Below are 25,941 nucleotides of genomic sequence, written 5' to 3'. Positions count from 1 at the left end.
CGCAAATGCATTCGATCGTTTGCGAGGGCAACAACCTGAAAACAGCCGTTTGAATCACCGGCTACTGCTGGATAGGAGGCCAAAACAGCCGGCAGGTTCAACCCAACTGCCCGATGACCACCCCGCTAAACTGTGGGAGCTGGCTTGCCTGCGATGAGGCCCTCAAAACAACACCAATCTTCCTGACACACCCCCACCCAAAATGTGGGAGCGGGCTTGCTCGCGAAAGCGTCGTGTCAGCCGCCAGATAAACCCACTGACACCCAACTCACCGCCCCTCCAACAACTCCCCCGCCTTATCCAGCAACGCCAACGGATCAGTGGCCTTATGAATATCCACCGACAACAACTGCCGAAACTTCCGAGCCCCCGGAAAACCCGTCCCCAGTCCCAGAACATGGCGGGTGATGTGATGCATCGAGCCACCTGTCGCCAGATGCTCGGCTATATAAGGACGCAACTGCGCCAACGCCTCGGCGCGCGTGATCACCGGCGCAGTGCTGCCAAACAGCTGTTGATCCACCTCGGCCAGCAAATACGGATTGTGATAAGCCTCACGGCCCAGCATCACACCGTCGAACGTCTGCAGATGCTCCTGGCACTGCTCAAGGGTCTTGATCCCACCGTTGAGAATGATCTCAAGCTCAGGGAAATCCTGCTTCAACTGCGCCGCCACGTCGTAGCGCAATGGCGGAATGTCCCGATTCTCCTTCGGTGACAGACCTTCCAGGATGGCGATTCGCGCATGCACGGTGAAACTGGTGCAGCCTGCGTTTTTCACCTGGCCGACGAAATCGCATAGCTCGGCGTAACTGTCCCGGCCATTGATACCGATGCGGTGCTTTACCGTCACCGGGATCGACACCGCGTCCTGCATGCCCTTCACACAATCTGCCACCAGAGCAGGGTGCGCCATGAGGCAGGCGCCGATCATGTTGTTCTGCACCCGGTCGCTGGGGCAGCCGACGTTGAGGTTCACCTCGTCGTAGCCGGCGTCCTGGGCCATGCGGGCACAGGCGGCCAGGTCGGCAGGAACGCTACCGCCCAACTGCAAGGCAAGCGGGTGCTCGGCCTCGTTGTGGCGCAGGAAGCGTTCGTGGTCGCCGTGGAGGATTGCGCCGGTGGTGACCATCTCGGTGTAGAGGAGGGCGTTTTTGGACAGCAGGCGCAGGAAGAAGCGGCAGTGTCTGTCCGTCCAATCCATCATGGGTGCAACGCTAAAGCGCCGAGACAGTGCGGGGCTTGATTCTGCTGGGCTAAAGCTTTGTTTATCTAGCATTTTACTCAACGTGTTCTAGGCGTGTTTTAGGGCGTTTTCAGGCGTTTTTGAGGGCTCGGTGGTACGATGTACCACTTCAAAACTGACGCGTACCACTTTCGATATGGCGACTATCAGGGCAAGAAAACTGGCGGATGGGACTGTGAGCTACACGGCTCAAATCCGCATCAAACGCGACGGAGTGCAAGTCTACCAAGAGAGCCAGACCTTCGCCCGAAAACAGGCTGCCCAGGCATGGGCGCGCAAGCGTGAATCGGAGCTGGACCAGCCTGGAGCGATCGAGCGTGCGAGCCGGCAGCGCGTCACCGTCAAAGAAATGATCGACCAGTACCTGCTGGAAGTGGAAAAGGCCCGGCCGTTGGGCAAAACCAAGAAGGCCACACTTGAGGCCATTGGCAAGATGGATATCGGAAAGCTCAACGATACCGACGTCACAACCCAATGCCTCGTCGACTTCGCCCTCTGGCGAATGAGCGGAGAGGGTGGCGGGGTTCAGCCACAGACCGCTGGCAACGACCTGGCGCACCTCGGCGCTGTTCTGGCGATCGCCAAAGATGCCTGGGGCTACCAGGTCGACCCGCTAGCCATGGGGGGCGCCCGCCGGGTGCTGCGCAAGTTGGGCTATAACCTCAAAAGCCGTGAGCGTGACCGCCGCCCGACTTTGGACGAGTTGGGAAAGGTGCTGGCGCACTTCCAGTCCATGCAGGGGCGGCGGCCAACCGTCATCAATATGCTGAAAGTCGTGGGCTTTGCCCTGTTCTCCACGCGCCGATTGGATGAAATAACCCGTATCCAGTGGGCGGACGTCGACGAGCCAGGCCAGCGAGTGCTGGTGCGTGACATGAAAAACCCCGGGCAGAAGATCGGCAACGATGTTTGGTGTTATCTGCCGGACGAAGCGTGGCAGATCCTCCAGTCAATGCCGAACGCCGGCGACGATATATTCCCCTACAGTCCTGAGTCAGTTTCCACGTCCTGGGCGAGAGCCTGTAAGTTCCTCGAAATTGTGGATCTGCACTTTCATGACCTTCGCCATGAGGGCGTCAGCCGACTGTTCGAAATGGATTGGGATATCCCGCGTGTGTCAAGTGTGTCTGGCCACCGGGATTGGAATTCAATGAGGCGCTACACACACCTACGTGGCAAGGGTGATCGCTATGTGGGCTGGGAATGGCACGGAAGGATACTGAGGGCGCCCGTCCAACTGGGCGCCGCATCAGAGAAGCGGCTCAAACGGCGTGTTTTATCCCGTTGAGCTGGTTGTGCTCTTTAACCGCGGCCGCGCGTTGTAGATCGAGGTAAGCTGCCAGGTCGGTGAGGTGGATGCCTTTGGCCGACTTCTGGCTAGGTTCCAGGCGAGTGATCGGCAACTTGATCTGACCACTCATCACCTTGCGCTGGAACATGTCTGGCGTCAGGTGCGTGAAGTAATCCCGGCAAACCAGCTCCAGCGAGATAATCGCTTGGCCCTCGTATTGGGCCATCAGGATAAACGCTGTGTTCATGATGTTCCCCTTACATCCGAAACGATTGATGGGTGAACCTCGCCTGGACCGTGAGTTCTACAGGTTGTGCTCCGTCATCCTGGACCTCGCAAACAAACCGGTGTCGTTCCCGGTTGGGCGCACTCAGGGCGGCGGTGAGGCCCGGTACAACATTGGTGCATCGCTCGTATGCGTGAGGCCCGCTCCAGCGTTCAGCCCTCACCACCTGGCAATCCGTTCGTGTCGCATCCGCGCACAGGTAAAGCAGAAGAAATACGGTCATACGCCAACCTCCTGCTGAGCCATGATCACTGCCCTCCCATGAGCATGCGTGTGAGCGCATTGGGCTGGCCTTCGGGCGTCAGCTTGTCGAGAGGTTGGGTGATGCTGCGACCGTTTGCAGCGCACAAGGTGGCGACGTTGCCATCTATCCCAACAAGCACGCCTTTACGAGCGGCGAGACGGTATTCCCGGCCACCGCCGCTCATTTCGACATAGGTGACCGTGTCGCCGATTGCCAACGGGGTTGTGGTAGCCTCATCGGTACCGCCTTTGGGTTGATTCACTTGCATGGTGCTTCTCCTTTGGGTGGTCGGTGTCGAGGGGTTGCAGCCCCTCGACACCACCTTCTTACTGGCTTTCGCCGGTTGGGTTTTGCTTCCGCACCAGGTGCAGCAGCAGGTTTTCAAACTCGACAACTTCATCTGATGCTGACTACCATTCCAGGACTGCCTGGATCTGTTCTCGGCTGCACTCCAGCACTAGAAGCTCCTGTTCCGTGGCACTACGGACTTCCAGAATCTCGACCAGGCCAGCGGTGCTGTATGCCTCGGCGTGTACCAATTGGGTTGCTTCGCCGATCCACTCATGCAGTTCCTTCAAATGCTTAAGCTGTTTCGTGGCACCGTTCGGTCCCTCGCCGGTGATGACTTGTATATGCATGGTGCTTCTCCTTTGGGTGATTGGTGCCGAGGGGTTGCAGCCCCTACGCGCCCTGGAATACCCAGCAGCGAATGGTTTTAGGTTTGTCGAAAGCGTCGACCTGGCGCGCCGAGTTGACGGGCTTGTTCGACTCCAGAAACTTGGGTGACTTGCTGGTCTTGAGCAGGCGCTTCAGGTCGCTCAACGGGGGAACCTGCTGCCGCTTGTTGGCAGCCATCTCCACGAACTCGTTGAGGTTCACGGCGATCAACCCATCGCGGCGCGCATGGTTCAACGCGGCTTTCTCATCCATGCCATTGAGGAATTCGTACAGGTCCCAAAATTCGCGCACGGTCGGGTGGTCGGCGTTGATTGCCTGCTGCCGCTCCAGGGCCATACGGCTGATTTCGGCGTGTGCGAGGGCCTTGCGACGCTCGCCGAGCGGCACGACCCCGGCCAGTGCGTCCACCAGGCTGCGCAGTTGGGCGTGGTTCTTGGCGATACGCACGGTGCGCACACCGGGCTGGGCCAGCAACTCCTGTTCGTAGCCGGAGGTGTTTTCCTCCAGCAGCCGCATGGTTTCGGCTTCGCGTTGCAGCGCCTTGACCAGGAAGCCGCTGATGCTGTCCATCGGCATGCGCTCCAGCTGCTCGGCGTACTGCTTGGTCTCCGGCGTGTGGTGCTCGCGTGTCAGGTGGACGTGGCAGATACGCTGCAGGATTGGCTCTGATGCGTTCACTGGGTTGTTTTGCGCAATCAGCAAGGCGGCGCGAAACGGCGGTTCGTGGGTGTCGTTGCCGTTGTTTTTAACGCCCGTGGAGCGAACGCTGCGGCCGTTGTAGGCGGTTTTCAGTTCGTCCCAGTCGAAGTGTTTAACCGGCTGGCCTTCCTTTTGCTCACGCTCTGACTCGATCAGCACGACCGGCAGGTTGCTGACCTGCGAGAAGTTGCGCGCACGGCTTGCGGCCGTCGCTTTGGACGGGTCGAAGCCTTCGTAATCAGTCCGCCCGACCGACTTCCACAGCAGCTCCACCAGGGTGGTCTTGCCCGAGCCGGCTTCACCCACCAGCTCCAGGAACATCAGTGACTTGTGGATCTGGCGGATTTGCTCTGCGTGCAACGCACCCAGCCACCAGGCCAGTACCACAAGGCCCTGTACGCCAAAGCAGCGCCAGTAAATGTCGAACCAACCTTCGTTGTAGGCATTGAGGTCGGTGTTAATGTGCAACACCGGCGACTGGCTCTGTGACTTGATGCTCAGCTTGCCGAGGTCAAAAAAGTCTTCCTTGTTGCGCACCTGGACCTTGCCGCCGTGAAAAGCGAGGTCGTTGAAGACGTAGGCTCCATGGTCGCGGCTGTAGCCGATCCATTCGATGGTGTTGACGGTTTTGAGGTTGTCGAGCTGGGGCGCCAGAATTCGTTTCAGCTGCTGGGCGCTGCCCTCGAACATCGCTCCGTTTGAGACGTTTAGTAGGCGATTTGCGAACTCGGGCGCCGACGTGAGTTGCTTGGCCGTGAACGTGCTTTTAATTGCCGGCCCCTGCGGGCGCTCGATGCGGAAGTAGTACCAGGCCTCATCGGTCAGGTCGTTGCGCATGTAATACAGCGCTTGGAAATTGCAGTTGGCGATGCTGGTCACTGAGCCAGATTGCCGCAGTGCCTTGTAGCGCTTTTGGTCGTCGTTGAGCAGTTGGTCCTCATGGCGGTCTGAACTCTCCAGATCGGCCATGGCACGGTCGTACCGCTCAAGGTCCAGCCGAAACCAGTAAAGGCGCTTGCGGAAGGTGAAGTTGAATTCCTTGCGCTCGTCGCGCAGGTAGATGAGGAACCCCTTTTCTTCAGCCGAGTCAGCCAGCAGCAAATCGCCGTGGTGACGGGCTTCGTCCAGATCCTGCTCGATCCGCTCGGCGCGCTTGTCCTCACCCTCGATCGGCTTCCACCGTAGGTGCAGGTCGTTCCAATCAACCTTTTTGCCATTGGGCTGTGGGATCACCGCAGCCTTGCAGGTGAAGCCCAGTTCGCGCGCTTCCTTCGCCCAGCGGCGCATGTTGGCCTTGGCGACGGGCTCGTTGTCGAGGGCCCACACCAGCAGCGGCAAGCGCTTGTCAGCGTCGTGGCGCAGCTTGGCCAGGGCCTTGAGTGAGTCGATGGGGCAGGGAGCGCTGGACATCATCGACACGGCTGGCACTTCGTTGTGCACCAGTGCAATGGAGTCGAAAATTCCCTCTACTATGAACAGCTCGTCGATTTCCAGCAGGTCGACGCTCGGCGGGCACCACCAGACGCCTTTGTAGCCGGACAAACCATCGCCGGTGGGGCGGAAGCGCGCTTTCATCTTGCCGAAGCGATCTGGCCGATCGATCAGCCGTTCCCAGTACCCACCCTTTTCCAGTGCGAAACGCACCGTGGCGCTACCGATGTTTAGCCGGCCATCCCAGTAGTTGTCCTGGGTGAACCAACCGGCAATCAGCTCAAATTTGAAGCCCCGTGCAAATTCAAGGTATGCGCGTGCCGTGGCCTGGGGGTTGTCTGGCGTCGACGGGGCGGTCTTGCTCCAGTCGTTGAACAAGTCGTCGTAAACGTCCTTCACATGGACGCGGTGGTCGCACTTTTCCGGACGTCCGCAGATCAGTGTCCAGGGCGAGTCGTAGAAGGTGTAGAGGGTCTTCTGGCCACAGGCAGGGCAAACACCCTTACGCATATAGGCGGTACCGCGCATGTACTTGAGCTGGTAATCCCGCTCAATGCGTTGGATGACGTCGGCGCGCAGCCTTTCTTTCATTTCCATCGTGGCTTACTTCGCTTCGTCGAGGCTGTGTTTAAGGGCGCCCATCAGGGTTTTTCTTGCTGCCAACCCGGGGAAGGCCATCAGCAATGAACCGTGCCGCAAACCCTCGGGGATCATGCGAAACCGATCGTCATACCAGTGCTCGTTGAGCAGTGCCGAGTACTGCACGCGCAGGTCCTGGAGCAGGGCCTCTGCCTGGTCGCGGGGCAGTTTTGCGGTGATGGCGATGTCGATTTCCATGGTCCACCTCGGATTGCGGGCAAAGCTCACCCAAACCCATTGGAAACGGGGCCGGGGGGGGAGTCGGGGGTTACGGTGTTACGAGGCGCAGTCGGCGGTTTTCCGGTGCGTTGATGATGCGTTGGTAGATCAGGCTGACCGGGACGGCCCAGGTCATTCCGCTGGCCGGGTCCGTGATGACAGCCACGGCACCGGAGCTTGCATCGACGTCCAACTGGTGGCGGTCGTTGTTGGATTTGAGTTCACCGTAGGCGCGGCTGACCAGTTTTTCAGCCATGTGCAAAGGCACTTCCAAGCTGCTGACCAGGTGCTGCACCGCGCGGCAGAAAAGCAATTGGTCGTTGCCGAGGTACTCGCCCTGGTGACGTTGCAAGAAGGACAGGCCAGCGGTTTGCATGGTCGCCTGGTATTCCTGGTAATCGGTAGCAGTATTCATCACGCACCCTCCATTTCCATTTGGTCCAGCAGATCAGGTTGATCATTGGCGGTTTTCATTGCCTGGCGACGAATGACCACATCTGCAACCGGGAGGCGGACAGCCGGGTTAGGCATGCCGCTTGGGCTAAGCTCGTGGGTCATTTGAAATTCAGCACGCACTGCCCAGCCGCAGGCCTCGTTGGTGCATTGCATGTAGGTGATGCGCAGAAAAATGTGCTGGCCTTCGCTGGTGCGGATGCGCATCCGGCTGTGGCAGTGAGGGCACACCAGTTTGTAGGTACTCACTGGGTAGCTCCTGCGCTGTAGAGCTGAATGGTTGCGAACACCTCGGCGTACCGGGCCGACATGTAGGTGATCAGGGCCGCGATGATTGCGTCTGCTTCACGCTTTTCGATGACCCCGTCATCCAGGGCAGCAGACATGATCTGGTCGACCTTGCCCCGTTTGGCTGAGGCCTTGAGCGAGCGGCTGTACAGCTCCACGTTGTCCAGGGTTTCCGGGAGGCTCAGTGGCACGAACATGCCGCCGTACATTGAGGCGATGTAGTCGGGCAGGAACGTGGTACCGGCGACCTTCTCCAGGCGATGGATGTGTTCGTCGGTCAGCGGGCGACTGCCTGCATTTTCGTAGGCTTGGTTGTCGAACTTCTTAAGCGGCATACCGAGGTCTGCCGAGGCGTACGAACGACCGCCGGGGTAGGCGCCGATGACGGCCATAACGACCTTTTTTCTGCTGTCTAGAACTGGGCGTTTCATCTTCTGGTATCCCTTTGGAGCCAGAGGCCCTATTTTGTGATCTGGCCGTCTTTGATCCCGAGCAGTACGGCTGCTCGATGCGCTTCTCCGCGGAGACCCTTTTTACGGCCGTTCAGCAGGTCGCTGACCAGATTTTTGTTCAAGCCATGTTGGCGGCTAAATTCGGCAATGCTTTTGCCCTCGCGATCAAGGACCGCACGGGCTTGCTCGGGGCTCTGTGGTGCATGCATAGTGTTCGTCCGTGTTTAATCGTGTTCGACGAAAAGGATTCTTGAGCAGATTTCTGCTCAAGTCAATTAATATTGATCAAAAAAATGCTCATTTCTTCAGGGGTTGGTGGACGTCTGCGGGAAGAACGCGAGCGGCTGGGTAAAAACCAGACCGACTTTGGCGTTACCGCTGGGGTAAGCCGTGGGACTCAAAAGGCCTATGAGCTTGGGACCAGCTCTCCTGACGTACGCTATCTCTCTGGCCTTCAAGGCCTTGGAGTTGACGTGCATTACGTGCTGACCGGATCCCGCGTAGATACAGAGGTCAACAACATGAGCGACACCGAGCTGACGGTGTTGGGATACATGCGGGAAATGTCGAACTCCGACCGCGCGACTCTTGCGCACTTGGCGTTTGCGATGGCGCAGGTGTCTAAGCCGTGAAGCACATGAATCAATTCCAACGAGGAGGCGATGCGTGATGTGATATTTCGGTTTTGCTGGCTCTGGCTGGCTGAGGTTGCGAAAGGACCTAGATAGTCACTCAAGCCAGATACGGCGAAAATTGACCTTCCACCGTCGAGAAGGTCGATCTGCGTTGAGGGGACGGGCCTCCGTCGGCATTGGTGAAAACCGAAGACGGGAAGCTCTAAGCGCTGAATGGCAGCGCGCGATCCAGAATGTCAAAGAATGGCTGGCTCAATTTGCGATCAATTACCGAGCCAAACTCAAGCTTTTTTTCTGGTACCACAATGGATTGCAGCGAGATCACTGCTCGCACAACGAAACTCTGCACCTTATACGCGGGATGGAGCCACGTGCCCGATCCCCTTTGGTCGAAGGTAGCATTTTCCAATCTCTCCGAAAGGTCTTTTTATGCATGAGCACATGCATATTACGGACGACAGGAGTAATAGCGACATGTTGGATCAACAAGGGGAAATGGGATCGCGATCAGAGCAGGAAGACGGAGTGCTCAATCTGAAGGAACAGATGTTGCTGGTATTGTTTCGGCGCCTCTCAGACGTCAATCAGGATCGTGTTTTTCGTTGTGCAGAGGTGCTTTCTCAAATACCCGAAGAGTAATGTTCCCCCCCCGGCGTGGCCGGGGGTTTAGCTAAGGGTTAGGTTTTCTTCTGTAGCATTGCTTCTATTATGCGAATGTATTCAGGGGAAGTTGAATCATCCGTAAGGCTGTTGTTGGATGGTTTGAAGAGCGTAGAGTAAAACAGCATTCTTATTTCTTCGGCTTGTTCTGCTTTTGCGTTGTCCATAGCAATGTATGTTCTAATCATAGTCGATCGCTCTAAGGCTTCAATTTCTAGAGCGAGATTAGTCATCATGAGTTTTACTAGGACTCGGATTATCCAGATCGCAGACGTTGTTGCAATAATAAGCAGTGCGATACTGAATTTTTCAGCAGGCAACGTTATTGGAAATCCAAGTACTATGTATTGCTCCCCGTTTTTATAAACAGAGAGAGAGAGTATGACAAGCACTGCTATAAAAGAGACTGACGCAAGTCCAATAAGCCAAAGGAAGGCTTTCGCCTTTTTTTTATGCTTGTCTTCTCGATCGATCCAATATTTTACCGGTTCTGCTGAAAGAATAGCACTAGTTGCGGCAGTGACTGTATTTTTTATATTTTGTTGTGCGTCGTTTAATTCGCTTTCAAGTTGGGTGATGATGGTTTTTTGTGATTTTTCAATGGACTCATTTAGTTTGGATATTTTTTCTGATAAATCATCGTCGTATCTTTTTAGTACTGTATCGGTGTTTGATTGAAAGCTTTCTTCAATGGACTGCAGATGTTTGTCGTAAGTCTTCAGGTAATTTTTGTGGTTGGAGTTTATTGAAACTTCAAACACAAACCTTGCTACTGAAAATTGTCCTTTGTAAGTTAGTGGAAGTAAGTGTTCGCTAAATACCAGGTCGTCGTGAAATGGGAGGGGGGTTTCATTTTGAACATGAACGAGCGAGCTTATATCACCGTCTGCAATAAGTGCGAATTCAACCATATTGAGATAATTGTCGACTACGTTTAGATTATTTTTTTCTGTTTTGTCAGTGTTAAGTTTTCCTTTTAGCGCTAATGCTATACTTGTCCAGAATTTTTTTTCTTCGGCTAGCCAAGATTTTATATCATGTTTTGACATTGTATTCAGTCGGCCAAAACGGTTTTCGTGGCTGATTTGCCCATTTTCAGTTTGCATTTCCATTATGCTCTTTTTTCCTGTGATGTCGGAGTGCTACCAAATAATGACACAGCCGTCCGTTTTTATTAAGTTGTGAGCCTGGAAAATTCGCGGGCTGCTGCTATTTTTGCCGTTTTTTCGCAAGCGTATAACCAACGCAACCTCCTCGGTTTTTTCTGATCCCCCGCCGTAATCGTCTTTTCCTTACCTGTTTTCTGATCGCGGTAATACGCGATGATTCCCGTGTAATCGCCCTTGTTCTCTTCTGCCAGGTCTTCAACGTTGTCTTCCGGAAGCTTGCTTTCCAGCTCCAGGCTCACCGTATAACCACCGTCGGCAGTGAGACTATGTTGCACGTTGCCGCCGTACCAGATGATCTCGTCGATTTCCGCCTTCACGCCCTGGAGCGTATAGGTCAGTTCAGGGATCAGGTCCGGCCGTCCCATGGCCAGGGTGTAACTGAGCGTGGCACTGCCGCGCTGCAGGCGCCGAAACTCCGCACGGGCGGCGCGCAGGGCTGACTGCTGGTCGCTGTAGGTGTGGCGCAGGTCTTTGAGGTTATCGCCGCCGCCGGCAATAGCTTCCTGTTTCTTGGCGCTGTTCACGTCGTAGTAGTACGCACGCACGCCGTCATAGCTGTCGCGGTCGGCTTGAAGATAGCGGTGCTGGTCGCCGTCTGCGCGGGTGAGGGTAATGTGGGGCAGGTCCAGGCCGCTGGCGGTCTTGCCGCCACCCGCCGGCAGGCACAGAAGGCAGCCTGCTTTGACGCTGGCTACCGCGTCGAATTCTTCACCCAGGCGGCTGATCAGGTTCGCGTCGGATTCATTGGCCTGGTCGAGCTGCAGAATGGGTAAACCGTCGAGGGCTCCGGCGATGGTGGCGGTGAGGCCGTTGCCAATGGCGATGTCGCCCAGAACGTCGCCGAGAGTGGTGTTGCTCCAACTACGCTCTCGTTTGGTTTTAAGCCCCTTGCGCAGATCTGCCGATCGAGCGCGAATGCTGAGTACATCCGGCGCGCCGCTGTGTTCGGTTTCGTCGACGGTGTAGGTGCCCTTGTCCACCAGGCCGGTATCGCTCCAGCCCAACCATAAACGCAACACCGCACCCTTTGGCGGGATCGACAGCAGACCATCATGGTCGCTGAGGGTGATGCTGAGTTGGTCGGCCTCGACGCCGCGATTGTCGGTCAGCTCCAGGCTCATCAGCCGCGGGCTGATCAGTTTCGCAATGTCCAGTCCATCGACGGTGAGCCGAAAGGCCGGCACGGGATAGGCCGCGTCACGGACGTACTGCTCGGCGGTACTGCGCACGTAGCCGGTGACCTTGGAGATGATTGAGTCGATCACAGCAGGCCTCGCAAGATGTTGACGCCAATGCTGGTGCCGGCGCCGAGCAGATCGATGCGGTCGCCGTCGATGCGCTTGAGGCTCAGGGTGAATTCAATGCGCCGTGGGGTGCCGTCCATGAAAAAGATGGTCTTGTTCTCGCTCAGGCTCTCTATCACCCACAGGCCGTATATCCGCCCGTTGCCTTCGACCATGGGCCAGGCCTTGCCGGTATTCGCCATCAGACGTATCGCGTCGAGGCTCAGGGCGCTGCCAGCCAGCTCGGGTAAGATGATGCCGGGGAGGGTTATGGCATCGTCACCACGGCCGAGGAACTGCCGCGCGGGCGCCGCGCCGATCCGGCTGTTGCTGGCATGGCGCCAATCGGTTTGGCGCTGCAGCTCCTGGTAGGCGGCAGTGGACAGGCTAAACACGAACATGCCGAGGGCCATCATCATGGTGGTTATTCCAGGTCAGAAAGTTTGCTGCGCTGACGCGCTTTCTTTTCGTTTTCGATGCGGGCCATCAGTGCACGCACGCTTTTTTCCAAACTTTGCATGTCCGTGCCTGGCCCCGCCGTAATGGTGAATTCGTAGGTGTCGTGGCTGTCGTAGACGGCTGTTGCGGGTGTGCTGCTGATCGGTGCCGTAGTGTCCACGGAAAACGCCGGCATTGCGGTTGTGCTCAGTGCCTGGGTGCCCGCCGCTGTCATCTGCTTGCTCATGCTGGTCAGGGCGTCCAATGGGCCTTTCTGTCCACCTTCCAGGCCCTGTGTCAGGCCTGCCATGGTGAACCCGCCCAACTCAGCGAACACCCGCGACGGGCTGTGAATGCCGAGCTTTTCCTTGAACCAACCAATGCTGGCTTCGCCGATTGAGCTGATGGCCGTTTTGACGCTGCCAAGTCCAGCCATCAGCCCGGTGACCAGGCCATTGACGATCATGTTGCCGAATTCGGTGAACCGGTTTGGTAGATCCACGCCCAGGTAACTCAATACTCCAGCGAACGCCTGGTAAATGAGGCCGACGGGACTGAAGTTGGTGAGGGTATTGATGATGCTGATGATCCCGCCGTCGAACCCCGATTTGATTTCGGTCCAGGCGTTGGCGAAGTAGGTTTTTACCGCGTCCCAGTTCTTGTAGATCAGGTACGCGCCGCCGGCCAGTGCAGCGACAACAGCAGCGATGACCAAGACAATCGGGTTAGCGGAAAGCCCCCACAACACTATGCCAACCGTACGTAGTGCGGTCACCAGGGGACCAATCAAAATCCCGCCCAGCGTTCGCAGAACCGTGCCGAACACCTTGAAAATACCGATGACGCCGGGCAGGCGAATACCGAACATGGCCAGGCCGAAGCGTAGAAACAGGAACGGACCCAAGATGCCGGCGAGTGTGAGGGCGAGTCCGCCGAAAACCGCTGACAACACCGCCACACTGGCTACGATCTTCAGCAAGGTCGCCGTCAACGTCGGGTTGGCTTTGACCCAGGCATTTACCCTGTCCAGCACACCGCCTATAGCGTCCATGACGTCGACCATGGTCGACCGGACGGCCTCACCTGCGCCGCTTTTTGTGTTGAATAACTTGTTCCGCAGCACCTGCCAGCGACCTTCGATCGCATCGGCCCGGATATCCATTTCGCGCTGCATCGAGCCATTGCCTGCGGCGTCATTCACCAGGTCGAGCTGACGTTTCAGTTCGTCGAGGTTGTTGACCAGCTTGCCGGCGTCCTTTCCGAATTCTTTGCCGAATATCCGCGTTGACGCTTCAGTCTGTTGCTCAGGTGACAGCTTTTTGATCCGCTCCAGGACACCCATCATTGTGCCCATGGCGTCCTTGCTCATTCCGCTCTGCACAGCCTTTGAGTCAAGGCCCACCATGGCCACGCCTTCCTGGAACTTCTTGCTCTGCATGGTGGCGATGGAAAGTTCACGGACCATCGCCCTGGAAGCGCTCGCGGCGACTTCTGGTGCCGAGCCCAGCGATAGGAACGTACTGCCCAATGCTGCGGCCTTGCGGTAGTCGAGCTTGTCGGCTACGTCGCTCATGCGGGTCAGCGTTTCGATGATGTCGCCACCCTTGGAGCGAGTGTTGTCGTCCAGGTAGTTGAGCGCGTCACCCAACTCGGAGATGTTCTTGATCGGTACCTTGTACAAGCCGGCGATCCGGCCCATGTCCTCGCCCACCTGTTCCGCCGGCAGATCGAACGCCACGGCGGCGGTGGCCGATACCTTCGCCATGGTCAACAGGTTTTCTTTGCCCTGAATACCGGCCCGGGCCTGGGCTTCGACCAGAGCGGCGAACTCGGTGGTGGCAATAGGCATTTCGTTGCTGGCTGCTTTGATCGCGTCCGCAAATTCGTAATAGGTGGCGGTGAGCTTGCCGTTGTCGTCCCGCGCGCCGTCGACCTGCTTGGCTACGCCCATCATGGCGGTTTCGAAGTCGACGTATTCCTTTACCACGCCGATCACGGGGCGGCTGGCTGCGTACGCAACGCCCAAGCTGGAGCCCCCGGCCACGGCCGCGTTGCCCGCGAACTGCTTGCCCTTGTCGTAGCTGCCCCGGGCCATGGCCGCGCGCTTATGCTGGGCGCTCAGCTCCGCCATGCGCTTGCCTTGCGTGCTGATGCTGGCGTTGGTGGCTGTGAGCTGCTCGCGCAGTTGGCGTTCGTGGGCCACCAGATTTTTAGTGCTGATGCCGGCGTCATTGAGTTTTGACCGCAGGCCTTGCAGTTGAACGCTCTGCTGCTGGTGTTGCTGCTTGAGCTTTGTGGCCTCGCGTACCGCTGACTGAAACTCGCGCGTCATTGCCCTAGTTGGCGCGCCGGTCGCGGCAAACTGCTGACTGAGGGCTTTGACTTTATCGCGTGCCGCGGTGAGTGCGGTGCCGGTCTGGTCGGCGGCGGCACGCTGAGCGCGCCAGGCGCTGACGTCTTTCTGCTGAGTATTGAGTTCTTTCAGGCGGTCACGTGCAGCCTTAAGCGCGCGGGCGGTCTCAAGGCTGCCGTTGTTGATTTGCTTCAACGGGCGGGTGGCTTTGTCAATGGCATCCAGCACCACCTGTAGCCGCAGATCATTTGCCATCGGTGGAACTCCGCACCCTGGCACGCTCGCGCCAGTCCATCAGTTCTTGCAGGCCCAACTGATCCATGTCAGCCGGTGCCCAGTGAAAAGCCACGGCCAGATCGGCCATGGCCTCCTCTACGCAACGAGGGATGCATCCGTCTTCGTCGATTTCTGTAGCAAAAAACCCGTGATCTTCGTGCTGAGCGCGACCAGGTCGGCGGGGTCCATGGACGTAACTTCAATGGTGGTGAGGGTCGGCGAACTGATGCGCGGTAACACCTTGATCAGGCTGTTGACGTCCATCTGCAGCAGCTCGGCCAGGCTCACGCCTCGCAGCTCGCCCGAGTTGGGTTTGCGCAGGGTGATGCTATCGATGGTGCTGGTGCCACGGCGGATTGGGGTATCGAGGATGACGGTGTTTTCGTCAGTCAGTGATTGAACGTCAGGTTGTTCGGTGGCTGCGGTTTTCATGGGTAGAGCTCCTGGTGATATGTGAGCGTGTTGCGTGGTGGGTTAGGGTTCAAAAGCCCAGGGCGTTGCGCTGTTTCTCCAGCATGTCGACGCCGCCGACTTTCTCGATGAAGTTGAGCAGGTCGATTTCGATGATTTCTTCGTTGTCCACCGTCAACTTGTAGTAGGTGCAGGTGGTGGTCATCGAATGTTCGGTGTCTTCGCCTGGCTGGGCGTCACCCATTTCGATGGTTTCGTGCCGGCCGCGCACAACGATTTCCACGGCGCTGACTTCGCCTGTGTCGTCCTGCTCATAGGCGCCGGAAAAGCGCATGGCGACACCCGACGCATTGACCATGCCGAATTGCTTCAGGCTGATCAGGTCCAGCCCGCCGGTCTTCCATTCCAACTGGATACCGTCGTCGGAAAAGCCCAGGTCAGCTTTGACCGGGCCATTCATGCCGGCTCCACGATAGGCCTCCATCTTGCGGCCCAGGGCGGGCAGGGTGACGGACTTCACCACCCCCCTGTAGATGTTGGCGTCGTTGAACAGCATGAGATTTTTGAGTTTGCGTGGCATGGCCATGGCGGTGTTCTCCGGGTGTTTGGCAGCGGGTTAACTCCCCTTTCGGGGAGCTCCGGTTTAGCCGTTGATCTGGCTGGCGAACTGCATCAGGTATCTGTCGGTAATACGCTGGCGCAGCGTGAGGTCTTCCAGGGGCGGCACTGGTGTGTAGTCGTAATCGATCGTCAGCTTGCCGGCCTTGAGGGTGTCCTTGTCGTTGATATCTTCCGGGTACCAGGCGCTGCCGCCGATCAGGTAGCCCTGCGCAACCAGCTCGCGGAACTTGGCATTGATGCCTTCAAGGATGTCCCGCACCAGGGAGGCGTGCATGGGCTTGTCCACAGCCCACATGTGCGCCTCGGCCATTGTATCGGCGAGGATCTGCGCGGTACGGGTGTAGTTTTCGAAGGTGAACAGCGGATCGTCGCTGCAGGTACGGCTACCCCAGAAGCGGAAACCACCCTCGTTGATCAGGGTCGTGACCTCATTGCTGTTGAGGTAGTTGGCATCGGTAGCCGGGTTTTGCAGATCCCAGAACACGTCGGCGCTGATGCCGGTCACGCCGTTGACGGCAACGTTGGAGAGAGTCTTGTGCCAGCCGGTTTCCTGATCGATCTTCGCCCGCAGGCCCAGGGCCCGTGCCACCGCCGAGGCGGTAACGGTCTTGCTGGTGACGGTGTCCCAGTTGAGGAAGTCCGGCCAGATCACCATGGTTTCGCGCGCGCCGAAATTCTCGCGGTAAGCAACCACCTCTTCCTTGGTTTTGCAGTTCCAGGCGCTGACGTAGGCGAAGGCGCGCAGGTCCTGGGCAACCGATACCAAGGCGGTGGCCACCGGCAAACTGTCGAGACCAGGTACGCCGAGGATGCGCGGCGTCATGCCCACACGGGCCTTGGCGGCAAGCAGGGCTTTCATGCCGGTGTACTTGCCGTCGGCTGTAGTAGTGCCGATCAGGGCGCTTTTAGTGGTCGCTTCGTCGGCGCCTTCCTTGACCCGCACCACGATGGTGTATGGCTTGGTCTGATCGGCAATGGCCTGCAGGCTGGACGCCAGGGTCCCCTTAACGCCGGCTTTGCCGATGGCGGCTTGAACGCTGGTCAGAAGGACAGGTGTGTCCAGCGGGAACATAAGCGGATCCGCATCCTCAGCCGTGCATACCAGGCCGATGACTGCGGTGGGGATGGTGCGAATGGGGCGAGTGCCGTCGTTGAGTTCGATGACCCGCACGCCGTGGAGATAGTCTGAACCGGCCATGGGTGGTTGCCTGCGCTGTGATGGAATGACAGTGCACAGGCTGCCGCGCGCGCGCCGGTTGGGCGAGCGCGGGGGCTTGTAGGGGGAGGCGTTACAGGTTCTTGCGACTACTGTGACTGATCGGTAACCCACGCCGGTGGGGTGGGGCGGCCATCCATTGACGGGAAGGTGGAAGCCTGCGGCCAATCGCGCAAGGCCTGAATGTAGACCAGTAGCTCGTTAAATTGAATCGCTGAAAGAGAGGGCGTTACCCCAATTTCCTGCTGATCTCGATGACGTTCTCGCAGCCATTTGACCGACTCGATTTCGCTATCGCGCCATTGGCGCTCGGCGTTGATCAAGCCAGTTTGACGCAGGTTTTCGTCAAGTAACCAATCCTGGCCGCCCCAACGAAATCCCATACCAGGGAATAGCTTGTCAGTGACAAAGTGAGGGAGAGCCCCAAAAGTCTCCCACTGCATCGGCTGACCTGTTTCTTTCTGGTAAACCGTGCCGCGATGGTCTGCGAGCTGGGTCCACACCTCATCACTCCCAGGCACATGCACGACCGCAAAACCTGGCTTAGGCTCGGGTGGCTTTTCAACAAATGCCATGCCAGGAATCAGCCAGTTTCCCTCCACTATGGGATCAAGATCGGCTTGGCACGGCCCAAGGTATTCACCAGTCACAGGGTGGGCTTGATGCACCACCAGCGCAGAGTCATTCATGGATCACCTCAATATTTGATGCACATAAGTCGTGCGGTGTTGCGTGGGCGTGCTTCGCTTCCGCCAGAAGAGGAGGTCGCATACTGCGCCTGACCAGGGCTCACACCTGCAATGCCGGTTGCGCTGAGGCCGTAGCTGTTGTTGTGAATCGCACCGTAGAGGTGGTTGTGATCCTTGTTTTGCGAGTCCTGCCAACTGCCTACGCTGCGGCCTGGATCAACGCCTCGACCATCATCTGCGCCTCGGGGAAACTCGCCCCTGGATTCGGGCAGATTGAACGTCGTAATGCCGTCCCCGGCGCCATAAGTGGTGCCGATCACTGCGAACAGGTTCGCGTAGGCAATGCGAGAAACAGCCGCGCCGTTTTCTTTTAGGAATCCAGCCGGCGGTGTCGGTCCTGCAAACAGGATGCTCGTGCCTGTCGGGAAGACCAAATTCGGGTCCAAGTTACCGCTGTGCCACAGCTTGCGGGTATTGCCCCATACACCGCCTGCGCGGGCGCCACGCACATAGATATCAGGCTCAACCAGCCCTTGGCGAAAGCCAAGTTGGCCCGCGTATCCATTGTTTCCGTACGGGATGTTCACCAGGCCAACGTTATTGGCAAACCCGGTGTTTCCATCGCCGAAGTAGTAGAACCCACCAGGCAAGCCCACAGTGTCAATGGCTGCCGTAGGCGCAGTGGATCCGCCCACACCGTACTGTCCGGTTTTCACGGCATCAGTGATGCCGTAACCCGCCAAGCTGGTGGCTTTATCCGCTTTGGTGCCAAGCGCCGTCAGTATCGTCGTCGAGAAGTTCGGGTCATTACCCAGTGCCGTCGCCAGTTCCTTAAGCGTATCAAGGGCGCCCGGCGCGCCATCCATTACCGCCGTAATCGCGTCTTGAACCGTTTTTTGAACAAATGCCGCGTTAGCGATCAGTCTGTTATTTGAACCTGTAGGAGCGGTAGGACACTCCGGCAGGCCGGTCAATATCGGGTTATTCGCGGGAGCTTTAAGATTCAGCGCCGTGTCGATCTGCGTGGCGGTATAGCTATTGGTAATGCCATAACCTGCCAGGGTAGTGGCCAGATCTGCCTTGAGTGACGGATTGAAGTTACCGGCGTGCCATAGCTCTCGCGCCATGCCCCAGGTGTTGGACGCTTTGCAGCCGCGAACAAATACCCGTGGCTCAATGTTGCCCTGTTCAAAACCTATTTGGCCGGCGTAGGTTTTTGCGCCGTAGGGGATGTTTACCAGGCCGATGTTATTGCCGAAACTGGTGTTACCGGCCCCAAAGTAATAGAAGCCACCCGGCAAACCGACAGTATCGATACCCATTTCCGGCGCTGTAGTACCACCCAGCCCGTATTGACCAATAGCCAGGGCGTTGGTGATCCCAAACCCTTCCAGGGTGCTGGGATTGCGCCCAGACTGCACTACACCGCGCTTATCAGTTGTCACTTGAAAATAGGTGCCAGGTGTCTTGTTGGCCGGCAGCACCGAATCAATCGACAGGTCCACATACTCCCGCGTGGCCAAGACAATTGCGGGGTCGATCTTCAACACCACGTTGGTGATGCTGGAAACAATGAAGTTCATGCGCACGATTTGAGTGCGGCCAGAGCCTTGAGCCAGCAGCGGCTTGAAGCTCGGTGCGCAGTTGGCTACCACGACCAGATCACCGTCGGCATCGTAAAGACCAATTTCACGCACCCACCAGCCCCCTACATCGGCGGGGATGACTTGCTCGGCGACCAGTACCGAGGGGTTGGCGGGATCGATTTTGAGCTGATTGAGCAGCGCGCGGCGGCGTTCGTTGATCAGTCTGGTTTGCAGACGATTGGGAATGGGGTCCGTGCCGCTCGCATCGCCGACACCCATCTGAGTGAGTTTCCATGGAACGCCCAGGGCGTTTGCATTGGCCTGTTTGGCTTCGCCAACAGCCGTCAGAATTGCAAAAAATTGCGAGTTGGAATCGATCATGGGTACACGTCCAGGGTATCAATGGTGTGTTCGCGGCCAACGGCGCCGAGATAGCCGGTGACTTCAATGTCGTGTTGCGTGGGCGGGTAAACGTTGATTTCATCGCCCTCGTAGACGGTCACCCCAACGCCGAGCAGCCCTCTTGTTTCTAGGCTGATAGCGAGCCCGGTGAGGTGCCGGCTGCGGGGCTTGGCGTCATCGATCAGGAAGGTAAGTTCCTGATACATCTCTTCGGTAATGCCGGTGTCGAGGACGCCAACCTTGAGTGCGAACGTACCTGGCTCTCCGTTCGGGGCGGTCTGCCACCATTCGATAATCTCGATCAGATAACCCAGCGGCTCGACCACTCTGCGAAGGGCGCCAACGGTGCCTTTGCGCGAGTGGATGTAGTACGCCGCACGAATGGCTGCTCGTTTGGTGGGCTCCGACCAGGTGCTGTCCCAGCGGTCCACAGAAAAGGACCAGGCGAGGTAGGGCAGGACAGCCAGCGGGCACAGGTCTGGATTCCACAGCAGGCGCAGCGGGATGGGCACCCGCTGAATTTGCGCTAACGCCACTGCGGCCTGACGCTCCAGCGGCGTCGAGTTACCAGGCAGCAGGTGTTGGGCGCCCATCATTCCACCCCAACCGATAGCTGAATGGCAGAGCAATACGGGGCCTGGTAGGGCGTAGCGACGATATCAACCCAGTTCTCTAGCTCGACCTTGCGCACACCTTCAACGTGCAACGCGGCGTGGATCGCAGATTCGGAGACCTCCATGCCCAGCCGGCGACGCTGGTGCACATAGGCGCGCAGGCGCTGTTCCGCAGCGGCGCGGGCGGGCTCGGTTTCAGGTCCGCTGGTGAGTAGGTAGAGCTTGGCTTTGACCTGGTAGCGCAGGATCTGCGCCGCCTGAACCGTCAGCCGGTCGGCCACGGGGCGGCGGTCGTCGTCGCTGAGGTAGGTCTTCACCACTTCCAGCAAGCCCGGCTCAGCGGTGCCGTCGGCCAGCATGCCCTGCACGGTCACCACCACGACTGCAGGTGATGGACTTTCCGCAGTGGCGTCGGCCACTCGCCCATCCGCTGCGCGGGCGTGAAAGATATAGCTGTTACGTGGGCCCGCCGTGCTGAGGCCTTCCCAGGCCATTTGCGTGCGTTCGCGCAGGCTGTCGTCGGTCTCCATCACTTGCGGGATCGGCGGCGTCGCCGTGGTGTTGGCTGGTTGAATCACCAGGCGCTTGACGTTGTAGTTCGCGGCCAGGTTCTCCAGATCACTGCCCTTTGCGAAGGCGATGAGGTTGGCGGTTGCCGCTTCATTGACCCGCTGACGCCAGATGGTTTCGCGGTAAGCGTTCTCCTCGAGCAGCTTGGTCAGTGGCTCCGACTCCATTTCGAGACGCGCGGCAATTGTCGCTTGTTCTTCGATCGGCCAGAGGCTGATGGCGTAGGCCTTGCGCTCGGCGAGGATCTGCTCGAAATCAATCTGCTCAACGATCTGCGGAGCGGGTAACAGGCTGAGGTCGATGGCGGCGAAGGTGTTCATACGCTGCCTCCGAGCTGGAGGGGCAGGCTCAGGCTGAACGGTTCATTGCTGTCGACCACGCTGCCCTCCAGGTCCAGCACTGACTTGCCTTGCAGGTTGGCACCCACAAATTGCACTCGGCTGAGGCTCACCCGCGGTTCCCAACGCATCAGGGCCATGACAGCACCCGAATACACCCGCAGGCGTGTGACGTCATTGAAGGGGTGATCCACCAGCTCGGGCAGCAGGCTGCCGTATTCGCGGCGCATAACGCGACTTCCGATGCGGGTGGTGAGGATGTCAGTCAAGCACTGGGCGATATGGTCCAGCTCATCGATGGCGGCGCCGGTTTCTCGGTTCATTCTGGTTTCCCCGTCTTGCCATTGCCTGGCATCACGCCGCCGTGGCGGTGGTTGACCAGGCTGATGCCGGCCGCGATTACGTCGGTGGTAACGGTCACGGTGCCGGTGACGTTTTGGTTTCCAGTTTGGGTGTAGTCGCCCTGGTGATTGATGGGGCCGATGATGCTGATCCCGCCCTTGCTGACCAGGCGGGTGGTGCCGGTGTCGGGCAGGGTGGCATTCAGGTGGTGGGCGACACTGTCGTACTCAACGACCGCGCCGTCGGCGTAGGTGCGGCGGTGTAGGCCAGGGCGGTTGCCGTTGGCTGGAATGTGATCGCTGGGTAAACCGGTGATTACAACGCCGTTGGCGAGCTGGCCGGATGGGCTGAACAGGATGACCTGCTCGTTGACGGTGGGCGGATCCCACTCACGGTCGGATCCCGCGCGCAGTGCCAGCCATGGCAGCCAGGCGGTGGTCAATTCACCGGTTTTGACCTGCACGCGCGGGGGTTCCATCTGCACGGCGGCGATGACGCCGAAGCGGATGAGGTTTTCAAGCATGCGGGAGAGGGCGGCGAGGTCGTTCATGGCGCTGATGGTGGCGCTACGCGCGAGGGAGTGCAGCTCATAGTGCTTGTAGGCTCTTCCCCTACACAGCGCCATAGACATTTCAGTACCAAAAAAGTAGGTTGCTGCGTTCCTGAATCAAACAAGGACGTAAGTAATGATCTTAGATGTGTTTCAGCAAGTACCCTCTGAGGCTTGGGTTGGTCTCGCAGGTGTCGTATTCGGCTCCCTACTAACCACCTTTGGAGTGTCATTAACTAATAAAGCAAATTTAAAACACCTGAAGCAGCAACTGGAACATGAGGAAAAGCTAGTTAGCAGAAGGGCAAAAAAGGAACGTCTCGAAGAGTTGTATGTGTTGGTGAGTCATTGGGGTAATGTTTTCTTCGGAAATTTTTTAACTCTTTCTTTAGTTATGAAGGGGCAAATTGATTATAATTCATATCTTGATGAGATAAATGCTTCCACCAAAAGAGATATCGACTTTAATAGGATAGGTATGATTGTTGATATTTATGGTGCGGAGTTGGAAGAAGCTTATCAAGCTATTCTTGATATTCGTGATGAAATAAATAATATTGAACTCGCTCATAAAGAAGATTACAAGCACGGGAAGCCGGGCGTGAAGTATTTGGAACCGGCAGCTAATGCTCAACTTAAGTTAGGTAAGGCGTGCGATAATTTAAAGGCGCTTGTTTCTACTGTGGCTAGAGATGTTTAGTGGTCTGGCGTCACTTTGTTAAATGACTCAAAAGGCTATCGCGGATTAGATCAAGGTCTGAATCCGTAAAGCCCAGTACCTCACGCTGCTCATATCGGGTCTCGGGTGCACCTCGCTCAGCGCGGTCCTTCAATCCATACTGGTGAACCCTTGCAATTCGGGCGAGACGCCCGGTGAAGCCTACGGTAACGGCGGTGGCGTCACCTCTCACCTTCATGTATCTGGCGGTTCTCAGTTTCTTAAACATCGCCAACTTCTGCCGAACCCGGCCCTGTTTACCTCGCAGGTCCCGCTTTTTGCGAGGGGCATACTTGCTCCCGTCCGGGTTTTCCTGTCCCATCACGCGCTTCTGCTGACTGCGACGCAACTCCTGTCCAATGGTCCGAGCCAGTTTGCTGCGCTCCCCAGGCTCCAACCGTGCCAGTAGAACCGCTGCCCAGGTCTCCAGCGCCTCCAGGTTACTTGCCATCGGGCACAATCCATTCACTGGTGTTGCCCTGGGCCCCCGGCTTCCATTTCGGATCGAGGTAGCCCGGCACGTACTGTGGTTCATTCGGGTGTTTGACAGTGGTGTTGCCCTGGTCGTCATTGCCCACGACGACGCGCTCTGTCAGCTGCAGGGTGATGCTGAGGTCCACCTTGTTCTTGTCCAAAATGTCGGCTTCGAACTGAATGCCGTCCTTGACCTTGTCGAGGCTTTCCAGCAGTTCTGACTGATTGACGCTGGCCCAACCTAGTATCGGCAGCATCACGCTGTCGGGATGACCGGCGAACTCGGTGAGGATGATCTGCAGGTCAAAGCTGTATTCAAACGACAGGGTATGTGCAGCCGTGCAACGAACCCGGCCGTTGTCGATGAAGATCAGCAGGCGGTCAGGGTTGTGTTTGAACTCGGCAACGGTGGCCAGCAGGTGGGCGCGCAGGCTTTCGGGCTTGTTCATGGTTGGGCCTGCTGGTGCTTGTAGACCATGTCGACCTGGGCGGCGCAATCGGCCCAGGCAGCTTCGGTGCGGTCCTGATCGGTCAATTGGTCCCCGTTATTGCGCGGGCTGGTCGCTGGTAGTTGGCACGGCACCACGGCCGGACAGCCAGTCACTGTAAGCTGCGGCGCCGGTGAGAGCGGGGCGCTCGCGCAGCCGGCGAGCAGCGTCAGGCAAAGGCTGATCAGCCCAATTGCGTAGTTCGGCGTTTTCACGTTTCAGGTCCTCTATGGTTCGCTCGCGTTTCGCCAGACCCTGGCGCAGTTGATCCTGTTGGACGCGCAGGTTGCTCTGGGCGTCGCGCTCCTGTTTCAAGGTAGCGATGAGGGTGTTGGCGGTTTCCAGGTTGCGGTCAGCGTCCTTCTGGGCATCCGTGGCCTCCTTTGCTGCAAGCTTGGTCTTGTTCTCTGCGGCATTGATACGCTGTTGTTGGCCCCAGATAATCAGCAACAGGGCGCCCAGCAGGGCGAGGCCATACAGGGCCTGGCGCAGGGTGCTCACGCGCGGTACCAGCCGAGTTTGTTCATGGCTGCGGTGTCGAGCTGCTTGATGGGGCCACGCACGATCACGGCCCGGGCGCCGTTCATTATCTGGATGGACTCGGCCAGGAGCTGCATGTCGTCATGTTCGGACGACGCGGGCACCACCAGCACGTCACCGTCCTGCACCCGTAGTTTTTCTACCGCGTCGAAGTCGATCATGCCGCCACTCCTTGCCCACACTCGCAACCGGCGTGCCGCTCGTAGGCGCGCTGGAGCTTGGTGTCGTAGAGATTCCGTAGGTAGTCCGGCCCGTTGTAGAGCTTGGCGAACTCGGCCCATTTGCGAGCTTTCAGGGCCTTATGTAGCACCGGATCGGTCTCAATGAAGCGGGTGAAGGCGTCGAACTGCTGTGATTCGCCGGCACTCATTGCTGCCACAAATTCCTGCACGCTGGCATAGCCGAGACGCTTCCAGTGGAACCCCATGATCTGGAAGGCGCCCCAGGAAGCCGACTCTAGGGCGGCGGTATCATCGATCAGGCGGGCCATGGCCAGGCGTTGGTGCTCGGCGGTACCGCCGATGTATCCGCCAGGCTTTGGATTGACCAAGGCGGGGTTGGCGGTGGCGAGCTGATCGGCGTGACGTTTGAGTTCGGCAGGGTCATCGCCCGCGTTTCGAGCCGTGGCGAGCTGGCGGTACATGATGTGGCGTTCGAACAGGATCACCGGCTTGCCGTTGTCGAGAAAGCCCTTGCCCTTGGATTCCACTTCGTTGACCGCGTAGATGCTCGCCAGCGGTACGCCGAGACGTTCGGCAGCGACCACTAGGTCGTTGTTGCGTACCAGCTGGGTACAGTCGCCACCGGCAAGACTGGCTTGAGTCTTGGTGCCGGCAACGCCATCGGCGACCAGGCCCACTTTGACCTGGTACGCGCGGACGGCGGTTTCTGTGGCGTCGCCGTAGTCACCGTCCGGCACGACGTTGGCACCGTTCTTGTTGAGACTCTTTTGCAGCATCAGCACCGCTTGTGAACGGTCGCCGTGGCGGAGGGTGGTGGTCATGCGCTGGGCCTCAACAGGGCGGCGACGTTGCCGCGTGAACGGAAAATCAGGGTGCAGAGCAGCACGATGGACACGGCCTGCCAGAGGCTGGTTGGCTGGCGGTCAAGGAGAATTTCCAGACCGCAGATGCACAATGTGGCGCCAAACAAGCTCGCCAGTAGCGAAATGCTGCGCCGATATCGCGCATCGCCTCGGATGTAGCAAGCCAGGCGCAGGGCGCTCAGTAGGTAGGCGATTGCCGTGATGACTTGAACAGCCAGTTCGATGTTCTGCATATCAGGTGCCCCCTCTGATTCGACGCCAGATGTCCCAGATATCCGCCTTTTCCACCCAAACCATCAGTTTGATGCTGATCGGGATGACCACCAGTGCGCAGAGAAAGGCGCTGCCACCGCTGGTGATAAACGGAATTGCCTGTAAAGCCATCGGTGCGAACAGGTAGCCCACGCCGGCCGACAGGAATAGTGAGCCCAGCCGTTGCCAGACCTTCAGGTCACGCTTGGTGCTGGTAACCAGCCAGGCACCGAGGATGGCGCCGAATAGCGCGCCGTCATCAATGACTGGCGTGACGCTGGCCAGGCCCAAGCCAATGAGCAGGCCAGACACAACGCTGGAAGTCGGATCAGCCATCATGTGGGT

Annotated in this window: 35 protein-coding genes and 1 pseudogene; 4 read left to right on the top strand and 32 right to left on the bottom strand. The window is 58.1% G+C overall.

The window, feature by feature from the left end:
* Window positions 1-268 precede the first annotated feature (268 nt).
* Window positions 269-1,279: a tRNA dihydrouridine(20/20a) synthase DusA gene (gene dusA / locus MUM_RS0127870; protein ID WP_010176328.1), complete on the bottom strand. Its 1,011-nt coding sequence runs from the start codon at window positions 1,277-1,279 to the stop codon at window positions 269-271.
* A gap of 103 nt (window positions 1,280-1,382) precedes the next feature.
* Here dusA and MUM_RS0127865 point away from each other — a divergent pair, with 103 nt between their 5' ends.
* Window positions 1,383-2,534 (top strand): site-specific integrase, encoded by a 1,152-nt coding sequence (locus tag MUM_RS0127865; protein ID WP_010176327.1) that lies wholly within the window; start codon window positions 1,383-1,385, stop codon window positions 2,532-2,534.
* Here MUM_RS0127865 and MUM_RS0127860 read toward each other — a convergent pair.
* The 9 genes from MUM_RS0127860 to MUM_RS1000000133645 all read right to left on the bottom strand — a co-directional run bounded on the left by MUM_RS0127860 (window position 2,509) and on the right by MUM_RS1000000133645 (window position 8,135).
* Complete coding sequence (locus MUM_RS0127860) at window positions 2,509-2,784, bottom strand: pyocin activator PrtN family protein (protein ID WP_010176326.1); 276 nt, start codon at window positions 2,782-2,784, stop codon at window positions 2,509-2,511. The two genes, MUM_RS0127865 and MUM_RS0127860, sit on opposite strands and share 26 nt — an antisense overlap.
* A 287-nt stretch (window positions 2,785-3,071) precedes the next feature.
* Window positions 3,072-3,335, bottom strand: a complete 264-nt coding sequence (locus MUM_RS0127850; protein WP_010176324.1) for a hypothetical protein — start codon at window positions 3,333-3,335, stop codon at window positions 3,072-3,074.
* Window positions 3,336-3,477: 142 nt separating this feature from the next.
* Entirely contained in the window at window positions 3,478-3,705 is a 228-nt protein-coding gene (locus MUM_RS01000000132760; RefSeq protein WP_010176323.1) for a hypothetical protein, read from the bottom strand.
* Between the two features lie 43 nt (window positions 3,706-3,748).
* Window positions 3,749-6,466 carry a toprim domain-containing protein gene (locus MUM_RS0127840; protein WP_029616132.1) on the bottom strand — a complete coding sequence of 906 codons (2,718 nt, stop codon included), beginning with the start codon at window positions 6,464-6,466 and terminating at the stop codon, window positions 3,749-3,751.
* Window positions 6,467-6,478: 12 nt separating this feature from the next.
* A complete protein-coding gene (locus MUM_RS0127835; RefSeq protein ID WP_010176321.1) occupies window positions 6,479-6,712 on the bottom strand; it encodes a hypothetical protein in 234 nt (77 codons plus the stop codon).
* A gap of 70 nt (window positions 6,713-6,782) precedes the next feature.
* Window positions 6,783-7,148, bottom strand: a complete 366-nt coding sequence (locus MUM_RS0127830; RefSeq protein WP_010176320.1) for a hypothetical protein — start codon at window positions 7,146-7,148, stop codon at window positions 6,783-6,785.
* Entirely contained in the window at window positions 7,148-7,435 is a 288-nt protein-coding gene (locus MUM_RS0127825) for an ogr/Delta-like zinc finger family protein (protein WP_010176319.1), read from the bottom strand. Before MUM_RS0127825 ends, MUM_RS0127830 begins: the two co-directional genes overlap by 1 nt.
* Complete coding sequence (locus tag MUM_RS0127820; protein ID WP_029616131.1) at window positions 7,432-7,905, bottom strand: YmfL family putative regulatory protein; 474 nt, start codon at window positions 7,903-7,905, stop codon at window positions 7,432-7,434. The genes MUM_RS0127825 and MUM_RS0127820 overlap by 4 nt, the downstream gene beginning before the upstream one ends.
* Window positions 7,906-7,934: 29 nt before the next feature.
* Window positions 7,935-8,135 carry a DNA-binding protein gene (locus MUM_RS1000000133645; protein WP_010176316.1) on the bottom strand — a complete coding sequence of 67 codons (201 nt, stop codon included), beginning with the start codon at window positions 8,133-8,135 and terminating at the stop codon, window positions 7,935-7,937.
* An 84-nt stretch (window positions 8,136-8,219) separates the two neighbouring features.
* Between MUM_RS1000000133645 and MUM_RS0127810 the strand changes: the two genes are divergently transcribed.
* Window positions 8,220-8,558: a helix-turn-helix domain-containing protein gene (locus tag MUM_RS0127810; protein ID WP_010176315.1), complete on the top strand. Its 339-nt coding sequence runs from the start codon at window positions 8,220-8,222 to the stop codon at window positions 8,556-8,558.
* 477 nt (window positions 8,559-9,035) lie between these two features.
* Window positions 9,036-9,200 carry a hypothetical protein gene (locus MUM_RS0127800; RefSeq protein ID WP_238535555.1) on the top strand — a complete coding sequence of 55 codons (165 nt, stop codon included), beginning with the start codon at window positions 9,036-9,038 and terminating at the stop codon, window positions 9,198-9,200.
* Window positions 9,201-9,238: 38 nt separating this feature from the next.
* Here the strand turns inward: MUM_RS0127800 and MUM_RS0127795 are convergent, their stop codons facing one another.
* The 14 genes from MUM_RS0127795 to MUM_RS0127725 all read right to left on the bottom strand — a co-directional run bounded on the left by MUM_RS0127795 (window position 9,239) and on the right by MUM_RS0127725 (window position 22,079).
* Window positions 9,239-10,333, bottom strand: a complete 1,095-nt coding sequence (locus MUM_RS0127795; protein ID WP_010176313.1) for a DUF6161 domain-containing protein — start codon at window positions 10,331-10,333, stop codon at window positions 9,239-9,241.
* Window positions 10,334-10,395: 62 nt separating this feature from the next.
* Window positions 10,396-11,655, bottom strand: a complete 1,260-nt coding sequence (locus MUM_RS0127790) for a phage late control D family protein (protein WP_010176312.1) — start codon at window positions 11,653-11,655, stop codon at window positions 10,396-10,398.
* A complete protein-coding gene (locus tag MUM_RS0127785) occupies window positions 11,652-12,092 on the bottom strand; it encodes a phage tail protein (RefSeq protein ID WP_010176311.1) in 441 nt (146 codons plus the stop codon). The genes MUM_RS0127790 and MUM_RS0127785 overlap by 4 nt, the downstream gene beginning before the upstream one ends.
* Window positions 12,093-12,097: 5 nt before the next feature.
* On the bottom strand, window positions 12,098-14,719 hold the full coding sequence (locus MUM_RS0127780; RefSeq protein WP_010176310.1) for a phage tail tape measure protein: 2,622 nt from the start codon (window positions 14,717-14,719) through the stop codon (window positions 12,098-12,100).
* Complete coding sequence (locus MUM_RS1000000133640; RefSeq protein ID WP_010176309.1) at window positions 14,709-14,828, bottom strand: GpE family phage tail protein; 120 nt, start codon at window positions 14,826-14,828, stop codon at window positions 14,709-14,711. The genes MUM_RS0127780 and MUM_RS1000000133640 overlap by 11 nt, the downstream gene beginning before the upstream one ends.
* 8 nt (window positions 14,829-14,836) lie before the next feature.
* Entirely contained in the window at window positions 14,837-15,172 is a 336-nt protein-coding gene (locus MUM_RS0127770; RefSeq protein ID WP_010176308.1) for a phage tail assembly protein, read from the bottom strand.
* A gap of 49 nt (window positions 15,173-15,221) precedes the next feature.
* Window positions 15,222-15,737 (bottom strand): phage major tail tube protein, encoded by a 516-nt coding sequence (locus MUM_RS0127765; RefSeq protein ID WP_010176307.1) that lies wholly within the window; start codon window positions 15,735-15,737, stop codon window positions 15,222-15,224.
* 57 nt (window positions 15,738-15,794) lie between these two features.
* Window positions 15,795-16,970, bottom strand: a complete 1,176-nt coding sequence (locus MUM_RS0127760; RefSeq protein WP_010176306.1) for a phage tail sheath protein — start codon at window positions 16,968-16,970, stop codon at window positions 15,795-15,797.
* A 107-nt stretch (window positions 16,971-17,077) separates the two neighbouring features.
* Window positions 17,078-17,677: a phage tail assembly chaperone gene (locus MUM_RS0127755; protein ID WP_010176305.1), complete on the bottom strand. Its 600-nt coding sequence runs from the start codon at window positions 17,675-17,677 to the stop codon at window positions 17,078-17,080.
* Window positions 17,678-17,685: 8 nt separating this feature from the next.
* Window positions 17,686-19,644 (bottom strand): phage tail-collar fiber domain-containing protein, encoded by a 1,959-nt coding sequence (locus MUM_RS01000000132755; protein ID WP_010176304.1) that lies wholly within the window; start codon window positions 19,642-19,644, stop codon window positions 17,686-17,688.
* A complete protein-coding gene (locus MUM_RS0127740) occupies window positions 19,641-20,258 on the bottom strand; it encodes a phage tail protein I (RefSeq protein WP_010176302.1) in 618 nt (205 codons plus the stop codon). Before MUM_RS0127740 ends, MUM_RS01000000132755 begins: the two co-directional genes overlap by 4 nt.
* Window positions 20,258-21,169, bottom strand: coding sequence for a baseplate J/gp47 family protein (locus MUM_RS0127735; RefSeq protein ID WP_010176301.1), 912 nt, complete (start codon window positions 21,167-21,169; stop codon window positions 20,258-20,260). Before MUM_RS0127735 ends, MUM_RS0127740 begins: the two co-directional genes overlap by 1 nt.
* On the bottom strand, window positions 21,166-21,510 hold the full coding sequence (locus tag MUM_RS0127730) for a GPW/gp25 family protein (protein ID WP_010176300.1): 345 nt from the start codon (window positions 21,508-21,510) through the stop codon (window positions 21,166-21,168). The genes MUM_RS0127735 and MUM_RS0127730 overlap by 4 nt, the downstream gene beginning before the upstream one ends.
* Window positions 21,507-22,079 (bottom strand): phage baseplate assembly protein V, encoded by a 573-nt coding sequence (locus MUM_RS0127725; protein ID WP_010176299.1) that lies wholly within the window; start codon window positions 22,077-22,079, stop codon window positions 21,507-21,509. The genes MUM_RS0127730 and MUM_RS0127725 overlap by 4 nt, the downstream gene beginning before the upstream one ends.
* A gap of 136 nt (window positions 22,080-22,215) precedes the next feature.
* On the opposite strand from MUM_RS0127725, the gene MUM_RS0127720 reads away from it, so the two are divergent.
* Complete coding sequence (locus tag MUM_RS0127720; protein ID WP_010176298.1) at window positions 22,216-22,779, top strand: hypothetical protein; 564 nt, start codon at window positions 22,216-22,218, stop codon at window positions 22,777-22,779.
* 10 nt (window positions 22,780-22,789) lie between these two features.
* On the opposite strand, the gene MUM_RS0127715 is transcribed toward MUM_RS0127720, so the two are convergent.
* The 8 genes and pseudogenes from MUM_RS0127715 to MUM_RS0127680 form a co-directional block, all read right to left on the bottom strand.
* Window positions 22,790-23,248: a phage virion morphogenesis protein gene (locus MUM_RS0127715; RefSeq protein WP_010176297.1), complete on the bottom strand. Its 459-nt coding sequence runs from the start codon at window positions 23,246-23,248 to the stop codon at window positions 22,790-22,792.
* A complete protein-coding gene (locus tag MUM_RS0127710) occupies window positions 23,238-23,720 on the bottom strand; it encodes a phage tail protein (RefSeq protein WP_010176296.1) in 483 nt (160 codons plus the stop codon). Before MUM_RS0127710 ends, MUM_RS0127715 begins: the two co-directional genes overlap by 11 nt.
* Window positions 23,717-23,902: pseudogene (gene lysC / locus MUM_RS1000000134840) on the bottom strand (Rz1-like lysis system protein LysC); the annotation flags it as partial. The pseudogene lysC and the gene MUM_RS0127710, both read right to left, overlap by 4 nt.
* Complete coding sequence (lysB, locus tag MUM_RS0127700) at window positions 23,817-24,260, bottom strand: Rz-like lysis system protein LysB (RefSeq protein ID WP_010176295.1); 444 nt, start codon at window positions 24,258-24,260, stop codon at window positions 23,817-23,819. The gene lysB and the pseudogene lysC, both read right to left, overlap by 86 nt.
* Complete coding sequence (locus tag MUM_RS0127695; protein WP_010176293.1) at window positions 24,257-24,460, bottom strand: hypothetical protein; 204 nt, start codon at window positions 24,458-24,460, stop codon at window positions 24,257-24,259. The genes lysB and MUM_RS0127695 overlap by 4 nt, the downstream gene beginning before the upstream one ends.
* Entirely contained in the window at window positions 24,457-25,302 is an 846-nt protein-coding gene (locus MUM_RS0127690) for an N-acetylmuramidase domain-containing protein (RefSeq protein ID WP_010176292.1), read from the bottom strand. Before MUM_RS0127690 ends, MUM_RS0127695 begins: the two co-directional genes overlap by 4 nt.
* Window positions 25,299-25,577 carry a phage holin family protein gene (locus tag MUM_RS0127685; RefSeq protein WP_010176291.1) on the bottom strand — a complete coding sequence of 93 codons (279 nt, stop codon included), beginning with the start codon at window positions 25,575-25,577 and terminating at the stop codon, window positions 25,299-25,301. The genes MUM_RS0127690 and MUM_RS0127685 overlap by 4 nt, the downstream gene beginning before the upstream one ends.
* 1 nt (window position 25,578) lies before the next feature.
* Window positions 25,579-25,932 (bottom strand): putative holin, encoded by a 354-nt coding sequence (locus MUM_RS0127680; RefSeq protein ID WP_019818195.1) that lies wholly within the window; start codon window positions 25,930-25,932, stop codon window positions 25,579-25,581.
* Window positions 25,933-25,941: the final 9 nt, after the last annotated feature.

The organism is Pseudomonas sp. PAMC 25886 (assembly GCF_000242655.1).
GTDB lineage: Bacteria > Pseudomonadota > Gammaproteobacteria > Pseudomonadales > Pseudomonadaceae > Aquipseudomonas.
Note: the sequence above shows the minus strand (reverse complement) of the source record. Positions and strands in the feature narration are given on the sequence as shown.